Below are 13,316 nucleotides of genomic sequence, written 5' to 3'. Positions count from 1 at the left end.
TATTCAACCGAAAATAAAGTGTACAATTACACATTTCATAGATTTTAATTCTATATTTGAATACAGAATATTACAAGCACCAATTATTTTTCCGATGAACCTCGATAAAAAAGACCGCCAGCTTCTACTTTTACTTCAGGAAGACTCCAAAAGAACCACCAAAAGTCTGGCTGCCGACCTCGAGCTGTCGGTTACGGCTGTTTTCGAGCGCATAAAAAAACTCGAAAAACTGAAAATCATCAAAAAATATGTGGCTTTGGTTGACCGAAAACTTATTCAGAAAGATTTCTTAGTTCTTTGCCATGTAAAACTCAGCCAGCATAAGAAAGAATACATCACCCAGTTCGAAAGAGAAATTACCCAGTTTCCCGAAGTTCAGGAATGCTTTCACGTCAGCGGGGATTACGATTACATCCTGAAAATCACGGTGCGCGACATTCAGGAATACCGGGATTTCATGGTGACGAAACTCACGAATCTTCAGCATATCGCCAGTACCCAAAGTTCCTTTATGATCAAGGAAGTGAAGAGCACTACAGCGGTAAATATCGAATAAGTAAAGTGTTCTTAAGTGTTTGGATACCATCTGCGTTTCAGCCAAAAGGCTACATTCACCAGAGCAATAAGCGCAGGAACTTCCACCAATGGACCGATGACACCCGCAAAAGCCTGTCCGGAATTGATGCCGTATACCCCAATCGCCACCGCGATGGCCAGTTCAAAATTATTGCCTGCCGCGGTAAACGAAATCGCGGCGTTCTTCGAATAGTCCGCTCCAAGTTTTTTGCCCAGAAAGAAACTCACAAGAAACATCAGGACGAAGTAAATAACCAAAGGAAGCGCAATCCTCAGCACATCAAAGGGAATCTGCACAATCATTTCGCCTTTGAGGCTGAACATCAGCACAATGGTGAAAAGCAGCGCAATTAAAGTGATGGGTGAAACTTTCGGGACGAAAACCGTATTGTACCATTCTTCACCTTTTGCTTTCAGCAGAAAATACCGCGTGAAGAATCCCAAAACGAAAGGAATTCCGAGATAAATGGCCACACTTTCGGCAATCTGTACGATCGTGATATCCACCTCAGAGCCGGTGATGCCGAACAGCGGAGGCAAAACCGTAATAAAAAGAAAAGCATAGATGCTGTAGAAAATCAGCTGAAAAATACTGTTGATCGCTACCAGTCCGGCGGCGTACTCGCGGTTACCCTCGGCCAGTTCGTTCCAGACCATCACCATGGCAATGCAGCGTGCCAGACCGATCAGGATCAGGCCGGTCATGTACTCAGGTTTGTCGTGAAGGAAGATGATGGCCAGAGTAAACATAAGAACAGGTCCTATCACCCAGTTCAACAGCAGTGAAGTTCCCAGGATTTTTGTATTCTGAAAAACTTTGGGCAACTCCCCGTACCGCACTTTCGTAAACGGCGGATACATCATTAAAATCAGGCCGATGGCCAGAGGAATATTGGTTGTACCGTAGGAAAAGGTATTGATGATTGTAGAGGAATTGGGATAAAAATAACCAATCGCCACTCCCAAAAACATGGCCAGGAAAATCCAGAGGGTAAGGTTTTTATCGAGGAAGGAGAGTTTCTTTCTCTCGTGCGGTGCGCAGTTGTTTGCAGACATTAGCGGGAATTTTTTAGGGTTTCAGTAACGGATCTCATCACTTCATACATTTCCGCTGCGATTTCCAAACTCCGTTCAAGATAGACACGGTCCATTTCCTGGGTTCCGTCGCTGGATTTGGGATCTTCGAATTTTACTGCCACCCGTTTTTCTGCGCCGGCGATGAATGGACAACCCTCATCAGCATTAGAGCACGTCATCACCGCAGCGAAACCGGAGCCCGGATTAAAGGCATCATCAAACTTTTTGGAGAAGCAGATCACGGGATGCGCATTTTCTGAATATTTTACCGCATACACCGGATTCCCGTTATCGGAAAGTTTCTGAATATGAAAGCCCTGTTTCTGAAGCGTTTCCGCTACTTTGGGAAACATTGCTGTCGCCTCAGTTCCGCCGGAATAGCAATACACATTTCTAATATTAAAATATTCAGCCATCACCTGAGCCCAGATCTGGGAAAGATGACTTCTGCGGGAATTGTGGGTGCATATGAAGTTCAGGTTTATTCTTTCCCCGACCTCAGCTTTTTTCTGAATGAACTCAGCCAGAGGCTGAAGGATTTCTTTTCTTTCAGGTGACACCGGAATGCTTGCAATTAAATCGATAGTTTCTTTTAAATTTCTGAACATGGTTTTATTTTTTATACGGTTCTCATACTTATTATTTTTTAAAGGCAGTTTAAACCTTAGCAGCAGCCTGCTCCGGGATTACAGCCTGCAACCTGAAGTTGAGATAACTGTACTTTCGGTTTGTTCTGCGGAATTCCACAGCCATCCTGAGCAAGACAGGTTGTTGTTTTTGTGGTAAGAATGAATGCTGTTCCATTGAAATCGAGACCGAATTTACCGATGGTAGACTGCTGGTATTCCACTTCAATTTCCACATCTTCCAGGCCCAGTTTTTCTTCGGAAAGGGCAATGATTTTTTTGAGTTTCTCAGCTTCCAGGCGGTGGTCGTTATCGGTGGAAAACCAAAGCTGGAAGTTGATGGCTTTTTCGTCGCGCATCACGCCGCCACAGTCGATGAATCTTTTGTTGATCTGCCCCACTTCTGTTACATGGAAATGGTCTGGAACCTGTTCTCCGTTTTCTAAGACAAAATGCAGTTCCTGAAGGTTGGTAAGAATGTTCTTGATTTCTGAAAGTCTCATAATGAATGGTTTTGAAGGTTATTATTTTAACATCTGTTGTTTTCGAGGGAATCCATTTTATGGAAAATATGGTTGATGAAGGAGTCGAACTTTTGAATCGTTTCCTTATTGATGCAGTAATTAATGGCTTTGCCATCGATGCTTCCCTGAATAATTCCTGCATTTTTCAGTTCCCTGAGGTGCTGCGAAACCGTAGGTTGTGCAAGAGGAAGTACCTCAACAATATCATTGCAGATACACGTGTTGGTGGTAAGCAGATATTCAATAATGGCAATCCTGGCAGGATGAGCCATGGCTTTCAGCAGTACAGCCATCTCGTTCTGTTCATCAGTAAAATGTTCTGTTTTGGTAAGTCCCATAATGGTAGAAATTTTCGATCATGTTTTAATATTGCAATATTACGATAAATATAAATACCATGATATATTTTTTTTAAAAAACTTTAAATACGAATCATCAGTCAATATTTACATTGAAACGAAATCACTGTTCATATCCATCTATAAATCAGTGGATAAATAATTTACATCAGACATGAAATTTCGTAACTTTACTCTATAAATAAAACATGATGAAGACAATCCCGTGTTTTACTGTTCTTTTCTCTCCACGGTTCAAATCCGATGCAAGACACGAGGTTGGAAGTTACTCAATCACTAAAAACACAAGTTATGAGAGCGATTATTGTACCCACCGATTTCTCGAATCCTTCCAAAAACGCTGCACGTTTTGCGCTGAACCTTGCCATTTGGCTGAAAGCTGATCTGCACCTCTGTCATGCGTATAATATTCCTGTTGAAAGCCCGATGATGGGCGAAGTTCCATGGACATTACCGGGACTTCCCGATGTAAAGAAAGACACTGAAAAAGCCCTGAAAAAACTGGCGAAAGCCTTAGAAACGAAAGAAAATATTTTACAGGATGATGACCCTGCCCTTTTCCGGCCTGCCATTACCTGGTCCTGTGCACAGACAGATCTGGTGACACTCATTCATGATACCGCCAATTCAACAAAAGCCATTCTCGTGGTGATGGGTATGACCGGTAGTGGAAAACTGAACAGGCTTCTTTTTGGCAGCAGCAGTGTTAAAATGATTAATGAAAGCAAGTACCCTCTCCTTATCGTTCCTCACGATCACCGGTACAGAAAGATAGAGAAAATTGCGTTCGCTACCGACCTGAGCAAGCGGGATCAAAAAACCGCGCAATCCATCGCGAGGTTTGCAGAATATTTTGATGCCGAATTGATGGTCAGCTATGTTACCGGATTTTCAGATCTGGTTAATGAACTCGTCTATCTCCACAAAAAAGATGAATTCATTAAAAATATTGAAGGCAAAGTCACCTATCTTCCGATTGAGGTGGTTGGGGTCAATACGGGTCTGGGCGTACTGAGATACAAGGATGTGGATCTTGTGGTGATGGGACATGAGCGCAAAAGTTTTTTCGAAAGACTCACCACTGGCAGCCACAGCGCAGCACTGGCCCGCAAAGTTCAGATGCCGCTGATGGTCATTCCTGAAGGGCTCCCCTGCTCTTCTGACACGATTAATGATCAGATTAAATACTGCAGGCCTTTTTTCTGAGGCAGACTTCCGCCTTTGAAGACCTCAACAACAGTGTATTCCTTAAAGCGGCGTGGAGTTTTTAACCCCACAACCTTGGAGCGCAATACTCAGGAAAACATTACACCGCAGCAAGCACGCATTTGTACTTTACCAATTACGGACTTTAACGCAGATAAATCCATTTGATTACAAATGACTGCCTGCTTAAAGTTTATTGTAGCAAGCTGATTTACAAAATATTAATCAGCCCAATCAACTTTGTCCCCCATTTGTCCCCCTGCTTTTTTGTCAGAATGCATGCATTCACTTTATTTTGCCGTCGGTTATTCTGCAAGGTCACCAAAGAATGACCGGTGAGATTAACCTAAAAAAAATCCGTCCTCAAATAATCAGATAACTATTAAACAATTAACAATGAGAAAACTTTATCTTAAATTACTACTCTCTGTTTTTCTGTTCTGTGCACAGCTGAATTTCGCACAGTCATTTTCACAGAATTTCGATGACATCACCACGCTTTCAGCAAGCGGTTGGGTGATGCAGAACAACAGTTCGCCCGTGGGATCGCTCAGCTGGTTTCAGGGCACCTCCACCACCGCGACTCCAACGCCCGGGCCTTTTAACTCATTTAATGGCGCTGCAAACTCCTACATTGCAGTCAACTTCAACAGTACGGGGAGTACAGGGACCATTAGCAACTGGCTCATGACTCCAAACCGAACCTTAAGAAATGGTGATGTATTTACTTTTTATACCCGGAAACCAACTATAGGAGGTGGACAGACCGATTATCCGGACCGTCTGGAAGTGCGTATGAGTACCAATGGCGCAAGCACCAATGTAGGCGCGGGTGCCACGGCTGTTGGTGATTTCACCACCGTGCTTCTCAGCATCAATCCCACATTGGTGGCGAATGTTTACCCTCAGGTCTGGACTAAGTTTACCATTACCATCTCAGGACTCGCTGCACCAACATCCGGACGGATTGCCTTCCGCTATTTTGTAACAGGTGCCGGAAGTTTAGGCACCAATTCAGATTATATCGGGATTGATCAGGTGGATTACACCCCGTATGTATGCCAGGCATTTGCCATGACCCCTTCCGGATCACTGGCCAATGCGCAGGCAGGGGTTGCCTACACTGCACAGCTTACGCAGACCGGTGCACTTGGAGCACCGAATTTTATGGTGACCGCAGGGGCGCTTCCGCCGGGATTATCGCTCTCAGCGGCAGGAACAATCTCCGGAACCCCTACCGCTACAGGAACCTTCAATTTCACTGTGACCGTCAATGATGCGAGCGGATGTTCTGGATCGGCGGGCTATTCTATAACTTCGCTCTGCCGAAGCAACGTCGCCACACTTTCCGATTTCCCGGTGCTTTGTACCAATAGTGCAATTTATACCCTGTCCGAAGGTTTTCCTGCAGGAGGAACATACAGCGGAACCGGCGTAACCGGTGGCCAGTTTGATCCTGCCGCAGGAACCCAGGCCATCACCTACACCTATACAGACCCTTACGGCTGCACGTATAGTGTAAGTAAAACAATCGTTGTAAATCCAGCAATAACCATTACAGCACAGCCTACAGGAAGCACCATATGTTCAGGAGGCAGCATGCAGATTTTCGCTGCAGCCAGCAATGCTACAGGATATCAGTGGCAGGTGGATAGCGGCGCTGGATTTACGGACATCACCAACAGTGGTATCTACTCGGGTGCCTACACTTCTACCCTTACCATCACCGGTGCACCGGTGTCCCTTAATGGCAGCAAATACCGTATGGTAGCCACAGGTCTCTGTGAGCCAGCCATCTCCAACAGCGCAGTACTTACCGTGAAATCCGCGCCGGCTATTACCGCGCAGCCTGGGGCAAAAACAGTCTGTGCAGGTGCGGCTACAACATTCTCTGCTACTGTAGTAAATGCTACAGGCTATCAGTGGCAGGTAGATCAGGGTGCAGGATTTACAAATATCAGCAACGGAGGAATCTATTCCGGAGTGACGTCCGCGAGTCTGAATATTACGGGCGTTACCACTTCAATGAACGGATATGTATACCGGTTAATCGCAACAGGAACATGTACTCCAGCAGCAGCTACCAATACTGCGGTACTCACGGTATCCTCCACTTCGGCACCCACAGGACAGGCGACACAGAGTTTTAATGCCGGTGATGCGCTTAGTGCATTGACGGTTAACGGAAGCAATATCAAATGGTACGCTTCAGCAGTGGATGCGGCACTGCATCAGAATGAACTTCCGGCACAGACCCTTATTGTAAACAACACCACCTACTATGCGACGCAGACGGTAAGCGGATGCGAGTCTACATCCTCATTAGCGGTTCTTGCGTATAATGTATCTTTGGGTACTGAGCAGGCAGCCGGTCACCTTAAAATTCAGATATACCCAAATCCCGCACGCGAAACCGTTGCCTTCACGGGAAATGCGAAAATAAGCCGCGTGGTGATTTTCTCAGCCGATGGAAGAAAAGCAGCTGAAAAAACACTGAACGCCGACCGCAAAATAAATATTCAGGATCTTACCCAGGGAACCTACCTGCTTCAGATCTTTACCGATGAGGGAATCCAAACGGTGAAGCTGATTAAAAAATAGATATTTCAGTTCATTATTAATGAAAAGCCACTGCATTGCTGCAGTGGCTTTTTGTATCGACTAACCCTAATTTTTTACAGATCAGAAAGCGGCTCCGCCACACCCATCATGCGCTGACTCTTCAGCCGCCGCAATTTCAATTTGAAGATTCTACATCACTGCAGTCATGGCTTTGTTAGTTCCATAAGGTGGTTTAAAAGTTTATTAAAAATTGCTACACTGTTTCCACTGTCAGAGCTTTTTCGTTTTCCGTTGTATTGAGGAATGTTAAATCAGAGGAACGGGTCATGGGTTGCAGGTTTGCGGTTTTAAGGAAAAGCATTCGATCGTCTGTTAATCATCAGGTACGCATCAGGGTGTTTCTGTAAACACTTATCTAGGGCGCAAAAATTCTGGTTGCCTTCTTATCCTTATCAATAGCGACCAGCGTGAAGTCTCCGGAAACTGCTTTTTCCCGGCTCTCGTTATACATATCTTCTACAAAGACATCGATACTCACTTTCAAGCTGGTGTTCCCTACATATTTTACTTTACCGATCAGCTCTACCAGGGTGTCGGCAGGAATGGGGTTTTTGAAATCTATGCGGTCGCAACTTACCGTTACAAAGGATTTGCGGGCAAAACGCGTGGCGGTCATGAAGGCCACTTCGTCCATCATTTCCATTACTTTGCCTCCAAACATGGTGTTGTGGTGATTGGTTGTATTGGGGAATACGACTTTAAAAACGTGAGTTTCAGAAGATTTAACCTTTTCTTCGTAATTCATCTCTTTTAAGTTTTAAAATTAAAAAAATGAAATGAATAAAAATCCACAGCGGATTTTTACTTCAAATCGCGAAAGTATTTAGGGGATCCGACTTTCTGCACCTGCAGATTACGGTTGCGCGACAGCTCGTGATTTGCACACGATTCACCCAATGAGTGGCAAATATAGCCTTTTTTATGGGAAAGTCTCTTTAAACAGTGACTTGGGAATTTAATTTCCTTCGGTGGCAATTCACGCATAAGAGGTTTTTGGCGCAGTTTAAAAGGCTGCACCATTTTTAAAGATCTTTGTCAGCTTGCCGGCTTTCTGAAAGAAAAAATGACTGCAGAACTCTGCGATGTCGGAGCGTGGTATTACTATGCAGTGCCGGTGAAATCAAATACACGGACCAACCAACATCCAAACATTTTAAAAATGAATGGTTTAGCAGCGATCCCCGGGCATCTATGCGGCATTACAGAACTCATCAATCCAGATGACCGTACTTTTGTTCATGAAGAAGAACTTATGAAGATTGAAAAGATAAACGGAATAGGATTCCAACATATGATGCAGCTTAAAAACAGCCTACTGTTTATGCTTGCAAATGCAATCACGAGCTTACGAAATATCGGTGAGCGAACTGCATTACATAAAATGCAGTGGATAAAAGCGAAGGCCAACAGGTCGCAAATCCTATCCAAAAAAGAGGTAGAAATAATTGTACTGTTTGCCAAAGGGCTGAAAACAGGAGCCATTTCATCAAAACTGCACTTTTCTGACCACACGGTAAAAATCTTTAGCGGAATCAAAACGTGCAGTTCAGATTTCCGGATAGGGTGAATCAATGCCGTTGCTCTGCAACAACCCTAACCTTAAACCTCAACCATAACCTCAACCTATTTCGCTGCCCTCCTGTAAATTTCAATCGTATCAACTTTCAGCCTGGCTTTCAACCAGTTCTGCAGCGTTTTGGTCTGCTCATCACTAAGCGCATTCCCGCTTTCATACATGGCGACGGGAATCACGGATGCGCTGTCGCTGTCAGAAAGGATTTCATGCTTTGAGGCTGACAGTGTTGTCAGTTCCGGAATGATGGCTTTGGCTTCGCTGTAAAGATTATCTGTCTGGAATACGTATTTATCCATTTTCGCATTGAGTTCTGCTGCCACCTTGGAAACATCGTTTGCCACTTCATTATTCTGAATTTTCGAAGCCTGGGCAAGAAAAGCGCTGTCCTGCCGGATCACGAGGCGGGTATCTGTAATTCCGAATGCAGCCAGTTTTCTTTCTTCGTCCCTGATCTGCTCCGATGTAAATTTACGGGTAAGAAAAGCAAGTTCTATACGCCTGGGACTGGTGTTATAGAAAGTCTTTCGGTACACAATGGTATTTCCCTTATCCTCAAACTCTTTGGTGATGAAATTGGAGACCTGTTCATAAAATCTTTGCTGCTCTAAGAAACGGTAGGCAAAATAAACGCTGGGAATAATCATTAATAGCGTGACAACGGTAATCCAGGTGCGGACCCTGGATTCCTTTTTTTTATCTACAAATTCGGCAGCAGGATATTTTAAATATTTTACAATGATGAAGGTGGCAATACAGATAAAAACACAGTTAATGGCATAAAGAAACATGGCGCCGGCAAAATAAGCCAATTCACCGGTTGCCAGACCATATCCTGCAGTGCAGAGTGGCGGCATCAAAGCGGTCGCAATGGCGACTCCGGGAATCGGATTTCCTTTTTCAACCCTGGTTACGGCGATCACTCCCACCAGACCACCAAAGAAAGCAATGAGCACATCGTAGATATTCGGCGCGGTCCTGGCCAGAATTTCAGACTGGGCTTCTTTGAAAGGGGTCAGCAGAAAATATAGCGAGGACACCAGCAGACCTACCAGCGTAGAAATAAGCAGGTTTTTCAGCGATTTCCTCAGGAGCGCGGAGTCATAGATGCCCAATGCAAAGCCCGCCCCTACAATAGGTCCCATCAGCGGAGAAATCAACATCGCACCAATGACAACAGCGGTGGAATTTACATTAAGCCCAATGGAAGCCACCATGATGGCACACGCGAGAATCCAGAAATTGGAACCCGAAAAAGAAATGCTGTTGCGTACATTTTCCAGGACTTTTTCTTTGCGCTCTTCGCCGTTGTGGAGGTTAAAAAGTTTGTTCATATCAACAGTGAAATATCCGCAAATTTAATTCATTATTCTTTATACCATTTGAGTTCCTGAATATTTGCAGGCATAGAGATGCCAGTGGAGAGCAAATTGATTTTTACCTGATCGATCATTTCGCTGCGGATCATCAGGGCATCCCGGCGGTAATCTTCCGCGTCTACCCAAAAAAACACTTTGATGTTGACTGCATTGGTGGCAAGCTCGTCGGTAAGCACGAAAGGCTCATGGTCGGGGTCCCGCAAAGCCAGACGGTGTTTTTTAATGGTCTCTAAAATAATATTTTTAGCGCTGTCGATATCATTTTCATAGGCAATACCCACCATAAACTCCATACGGAAAAAGCCGTCTTCGGTGAAATTGAATACGGGCTTTCGGATGACATCACTGTTCGGGATATACACCACTTTACCGTCGAAAGTTTTAAGTTTGGTGTATCGGAATTCCATTGCTTTCACCTTACCGAAAATATCACCGATGCTTACCGTATCATCCAGATTAAAAGGCCTGTTAAAGGAAAGGATGATCCCTGATATAAAATTCTCGCCAACATCTTTAAAGGCGAAACCCAGAATTACCGCAGAAGCCCCTGCCGCCGTTAAAAGTCCGGTGGCGATACCGTCCAGTCCTGCAATTCTTAGGGCAAACATAATAACGACCGTTATAAAAACAAGTTTAATGGCTTTCACCAGAAAATTGGTCATCAGTGGGTCTCTGGATTTACCTCTGATCGTGTTACGGGCAAGATCTGATATTTTATTGGCTACGAAAGTTCCAATGGCAATGATGAGTATGGCCATCAGGATTTCGGGCACCCGGTCTATAAAACTGTTCCAGCTTTCCTGAAAGGATTGTAAAAGTTTGTTGGTTTCCATATTTCTTTTTATCGTACCGCAATGCAGGGATTAATCAGTGATACCATGCCCTTGAAGAACTGATGGTTTCTGTCACATGATTACTCCCGCGCCAAACCTACGCAAACTGCCTGCCATACTTCATGGTGAATGCAGGCATCCGGGGGCCACTGGACCTGAAGTCAATTCATCAGCTCCGGCAGCCCCCGGTCCGGTCACTTTTTTATGGACGTACCTTCCCGTTTCTTACATTGTGTTCCTTTGGTTTTTCCGCTTCGATATGGGTTAGGGTAATAAGTCCAAAGGAATCAAAATTTGAATCCACTTTCGTTGAAATCCCCGTATGTCTTAATTTCAGACTTTCGGGCTTTTGTCGGTAAAACAGGTCTGTTCTGCTTTTTGAATGGTGTGTTGAACTGTTATTTTTCATAAATATTGATATTAATTATTAATCGAATTTTTTCTGTACGTATCTGGCGTAAGACCGGTACTTTTCTTAAAATATTTTCCGAAGTGCGAATTGTCTGTAAATCCCAGTTCCAGAGAGATCTGTCGTACCGAGAGATCCGAATGCGACAGGAGTCTTTTTGCTTCTAGTATGACCCGGTTTCGAATGACAGTCCCTGCAGGTTTCCCAAGTGACTCCTTTACAAGGGCATTCAGGTAATTTGCCGTTATCGACAGCTCGTGGGCGTAATCACTTGTTGTTTTAAGTTCCCGGAAATTCACATTCACCAGTTTCTTGAACGCATCAACCAGCATACTTTTGTGGTCGGTCCTGCTGCTTGCCGGGTTGGAATTTTCCGCTATGCGCTCCATTTTTAAAACACAGGTCTTCAGCAAAAGACAGGTCACCTCTTCCGAAAACTTTTCAGATTTTTTAAACTCATGTTCAATATGCCCGCAGACGGAGAGCCAGGAAGAGAAATCTTCTTCCTCTATATCAACGTAGGTAGGCAGGTTTTCCAGCGCCGTGTCACTCCTAATGTCACTGTTACCGGTATAAATAAGGTTATAAAACGACTTTGAAAACAGAATGATTTTCCCGTGGATTGGCCCGTCTAACTTCCAGGAATGAATCTGGTCATAATTGATGAAGAACAGCCGCCTAGGTTTGATTTCGTACTCTTCAAAATCTATAATATGCGAACCCACGCCATCAACAGTGAGCAGAAAGGTATAAAAGTCGTGCCGGTGTGATTTTGTAAGATGTTCCGCATCCTTCAGAAACTGTTCAAAGGAGTAAAAATTGAAATCTACCACATGCTGGGGAGTCTTCTTGATGTTCTTTATGGAGTATTTCCTTGGAGGACTGGTGTTTTTCATCGGTATCATACACTTAGGATGCAAAGATAAAATATACCATAAAATAAATAATGGTATATTTTACCGCTACCGTGTGATGATTTATTTAATATGATGAAAAAATATGAAGATCGGAGATGTTTTTATTGGATTTAGGCAGGATTTAATTGCTCACGACCGGTTTTTACGGTTTTCTTTTCTACATAGTCGGAATTCATCAGACTCAGCAAACCCATATAATTGATATTGAACGTTATAAAATCCCCCACCTTATAATTCCGGTGGGCATCTTCAATATCCAGCACCAGCATATCCGAACTGCCGCCTACAATTTTCAGGGATTCATCTATGGGCTTCAAATCCTTAAGATTCATTTCAAGAAGCCCTACATCAATAATAGCCCGTTTGCTGGTGGAATTTTTCGGCTCAACGCTGAAATCCTTCTTTTCACCGGTAAGGTTATAACCTAACTTACCTTCCGGAATATTGGGTTTTTCTTTAATTTCAATAATTTCAGCATGAAGTTTAAATACATCCTGGCACATTCCTTCAATATCAGAATGATCATAAACATTGGTTCCAAAAAACAACGTTTCGCCCACCCGGAAATGGTTGATATACTCCGGCATTTCCCCGCTCATAATAAGCGGGATAGCCACTGAGGCACCCCCGGAGATATAAGGAATGTCTATCCCGAACATCTGTTCAACCTCGTTCCGGCATTCGTACAGTTCTTTCATTTTTCCGTAATCTGGGAGCACGCCATTCATACACGTTAAATTTGTGCCAATTCCGACAATTTTAATACTCGGAAGATCTTTTACCTTAGCAAAAAAATCCAGCAGACGCTCCCTCACCACACCTTCGCGCAACTCGCCCATCTCGATCATAATCACGGTTTTATGTACGGTATTAATCGAAACCGCTTTCTGCGATATTAGCTTGAGCGTATTGATTTCCGTATTAAAGCTTACGTCAGCATAGCTTAGAATATCCTCAACAAAAGTTAAAGGAACAGGTTTTATATAAACGGTCTGTGAATTTGGAGAAAGCACCTTAATTTTTTCAAGGTTGGATATTCTGGAATCACAGAATTCGTCGATAGGCAGCGACAACACTTCTTTCAGGAAGCTTTCATTCCCGCAAAGCACCTTTGTGACAACACTCCATTCGATATTGTTTTCCGAAAAAAGTTTCTGCAGAAAATTGAAATTTTGTATAAGTTTATCTCTATTTAATGTTACAATCGACATTTAT

Annotated in this window: 14 protein-coding genes and 1 riboswitch; of the genes, 4 read left to right on the top strand and 10 right to left on the bottom strand. The window is 43.7% G+C overall.

Annotated elements, in window-relative coordinates; all coding sequences use genetic code 11:
- Positions 1–94: 94 nt before the first annotated feature.
- Positions 95–556 carry an Lrp/AsnC family transcriptional regulator gene (locus tag CDW55_RS06940; protein WP_088469034.1) on the top strand — a complete coding sequence of 154 codons (462 nt, stop codon included), beginning with the start codon at positions 95–97 and terminating at the stop codon, positions 554–556.
- An 11-nt stretch (positions 557–567) separates the two neighbouring features.
- Here CDW55_RS06940 and arsB read toward each other — a convergent pair whose 3' ends face one another.
- Genes arsB through CDW55_RS06920 form a run of 4 tightly spaced genes read right to left on the bottom strand, consistent with a single transcriptional unit; the run spans position 568 to position 3,141 of the window.
- Positions 568–1,632, bottom strand: a complete 1,065-nt coding sequence (arsB, locus tag CDW55_RS06935) for an ACR3 family arsenite efflux transporter (RefSeq protein ID WP_088469033.1) — start codon at positions 1,630–1,632, stop codon at positions 568–570.
- A complete protein-coding gene (locus tag CDW55_RS06930) occupies positions 1,632–2,261 on the bottom strand; it encodes a low molecular weight phosphatase family protein (RefSeq protein ID WP_088469032.1) in 630 nt (209 codons plus the stop codon). Before CDW55_RS06930 ends, arsB begins: the two co-directional genes overlap by 1 nt.
- A gap of 56 nt (positions 2,262–2,317) precedes the next feature.
- Positions 2,318–2,782: a DUF6428 family protein gene (locus tag CDW55_RS06925; RefSeq protein ID WP_088469031.1), complete on the bottom strand. Its 465-nt coding sequence runs from the start codon at positions 2,780–2,782 to the stop codon at positions 2,318–2,320.
- Between the two features lie 26 nt (positions 2,783–2,808).
- Positions 2,809–3,141 carry an ArsR/SmtB family transcription factor gene (locus CDW55_RS06920; RefSeq protein ID WP_088469030.1) on the bottom strand — a complete coding sequence of 111 codons (333 nt, stop codon included), beginning with the start codon at positions 3,139–3,141 and terminating at the stop codon, positions 2,809–2,811.
- 312 nt (positions 3,142–3,453) lie between these two features.
- Here CDW55_RS06920 and CDW55_RS06915 point away from each other — a divergent pair, with 312 nt between their 5' ends.
- Together CDW55_RS06915 and CDW55_RS06910 are read left to right on the top strand one after the other, a co-directional pair.
- Positions 3,454–4,368 carry a universal stress protein gene (locus CDW55_RS06915; protein WP_179285919.1) on the top strand — a complete coding sequence of 305 codons (915 nt, stop codon included), beginning with the start codon at positions 3,454–3,456 and terminating at the stop codon, positions 4,366–4,368.
- A 396-nt stretch (positions 4,369–4,764) separates the two neighbouring features.
- Positions 4,765–6,969: a T9SS-dependent choice-of-anchor J family protein gene (locus CDW55_RS06910; RefSeq protein WP_088469028.1), complete on the top strand. Its 2,205-nt coding sequence runs from the start codon at positions 4,765–4,767 to the stop codon at positions 6,967–6,969.
- Positions 6,970–7,345: 376 nt separating this feature from the next.
- On the opposite strand, the gene CDW55_RS06905 is transcribed toward CDW55_RS06910, so the two are convergent.
- A complete protein-coding gene (locus CDW55_RS06905) occupies positions 7,346–7,735 on the bottom strand; it encodes an acyl-CoA thioesterase (RefSeq protein WP_088469027.1) in 390 nt (129 codons plus the stop codon).
- Between the two features lie 20 nt (positions 7,736–7,755).
- A riboswitch (adenosylcobalamin-variant (AdoCbl-variant) riboswitch) is annotated at positions 7,756–7,900 on the bottom strand.
- A 153-nt stretch (positions 7,901–8,053) separates the two neighbouring features.
- On the opposite strand from CDW55_RS06905, the gene CDW55_RS06900 reads away from it, so the two are divergent.
- Entirely contained in the window at positions 8,054–8,557 is a 504-nt protein-coding gene (locus CDW55_RS06900; RefSeq protein WP_088469026.1) for a LuxR C-terminal-related transcriptional regulator, read from the top strand.
- Positions 8,558–8,613: 56 nt separating this feature from the next.
- On the opposite strand, the gene CDW55_RS06895 is transcribed toward CDW55_RS06900, so the two are convergent.
- The 5 genes from CDW55_RS06895 to CDW55_RS06875 form a co-directional block, all read right to left on the bottom strand.
- Positions 8,614–9,897: a TIGR00341 family protein gene (locus CDW55_RS06895; RefSeq protein WP_088469025.1), complete on the bottom strand. Its 1,284-nt coding sequence runs from the start codon at positions 9,895–9,897 to the stop codon at positions 8,614–8,616.
- Positions 9,898–9,929: 32 nt separating this feature from the next.
- Entirely contained in the window at positions 9,930–10,775 is an 846-nt protein-coding gene (locus CDW55_RS06890; RefSeq protein WP_088469024.1) for a mechanosensitive ion channel family protein, read from the bottom strand.
- Positions 10,776–10,977: 202 nt separating this feature from the next.
- The gene (locus tag CDW55_RS06885) at positions 10,978–11,184 is read right to left on the bottom strand and encodes a hypothetical protein (protein ID WP_088469023.1); all 207 of its coding nucleotides are present in this window, start codon (positions 11,182–11,184) and stop codon (positions 10,978–10,980) included.
- An 11-nt stretch (positions 11,185–11,195) separates the two neighbouring features.
- Positions 11,196–12,080, bottom strand: a complete 885-nt coding sequence (locus CDW55_RS06880) for a helix-turn-helix domain-containing protein (protein WP_179285918.1) — start codon at positions 12,078–12,080, stop codon at positions 11,196–11,198.
- A 131-nt stretch (positions 12,081–12,211) separates the two neighbouring features.
- Positions 12,212–13,312 carry an alanine racemase gene (locus CDW55_RS06875; protein WP_088469021.1) on the bottom strand — a complete coding sequence of 367 codons (1,101 nt, stop codon included), beginning with the start codon at positions 13,310–13,312 and terminating at the stop codon, positions 12,212–12,214.
- Positions 13,313–13,316 lie beyond the last annotated feature (4 nt).

Origin of the sequence: Chryseobacterium sp. VAUSW3, from assembly GCF_002205795.1 — a bacterium.
In the GTDB taxonomy this organism is placed as follows: Bacteria; Bacteroidota; Bacteroidia; order Flavobacteriales; family Weeksellaceae; genus Kaistella; species Kaistella yananensis.
Note: the sequence above shows the minus strand (reverse complement) of the source record. Positions and strands in the feature narration are given on the sequence as shown.

Coding starts and splice junctions, on each gene's coding strand:
- CDW55_RS06940 (WP_088469034.1), top strand. CDS start 95: ATGAACCTCGATAAAAAAGACCGCCAGCTTCTACTTTTACTTCAGGAA.
- arsB (WP_088469033.1), bottom strand. CDS start 1,632: ATGTCTGCAAACAACTGCGCACCGCACGAGAGAAAGAAACTCTCCTTC.
- CDW55_RS06930 (WP_088469032.1), bottom strand. CDS start 2,261: ATGTTCAGAAATTTAAAAGAAACTATCGATTTAATTGCAAGCATTCCG.
- CDW55_RS06925 (WP_088469031.1), bottom strand. CDS start 2,782: ATGAGACTTTCAGAAATCAAGAACATTCTTACCAACCTTCAGGAACTG.
- CDW55_RS06920 (WP_088469030.1), bottom strand. CDS start 3,141: ATGGGACTTACCAAAACAGAACATTTTACTGATGAACAGAACGAGATG.
- CDW55_RS06915 (WP_179285919.1), top strand. CDS start 3,454: ATGAGAGCGATTATTGTACCCACCGATTTCTCGAATCCTTCCAAAAAC.
- CDW55_RS06910 (WP_088469028.1), top strand. CDS start 4,765: ATGAGAAAACTTTATCTTAAATTACTACTCTCTGTTTTTCTGTTCTGT.
- CDW55_RS06905 (WP_088469027.1), bottom strand. CDS start 7,735: ATGAATTACGAAGAAAAGGTTAAATCTTCTGAAACTCACGTTTTTAAA.
- CDW55_RS06900 (WP_088469026.1), top strand. CDS start 8,054: ATGACTGCAGAACTCTGCGATGTCGGAGCGTGGTATTACTATGCAGTG.
- CDW55_RS06895 (WP_088469025.1), bottom strand. CDS start 9,897: ATGAACAAACTTTTTAACCTCCACAACGGCGAAGAGCGCAAAGAAAAA.
- CDW55_RS06890 (WP_088469024.1), bottom strand. CDS start 10,775: ATGGAAACCAACAAACTTTTACAATCCTTTCAGGAAAGCTGGAACAGT.
- CDW55_RS06885 (WP_088469023.1), bottom strand. CDS start 11,184: ATGAAAAATAACAGTTCAACACACCATTCAAAAAGCAGAACAGACCTG.
- CDW55_RS06880 (WP_179285918.1), bottom strand. CDS start 12,080: ATGAAAAACACCAGTCCTCCAAGGAAATACTCCATAAAGAACATCAAG.
- CDW55_RS06875 (WP_088469021.1), bottom strand. CDS start 13,312: ATGTCGATTGTAACATTAAATAGAGATAAACTTATACAAAATTTCAAT.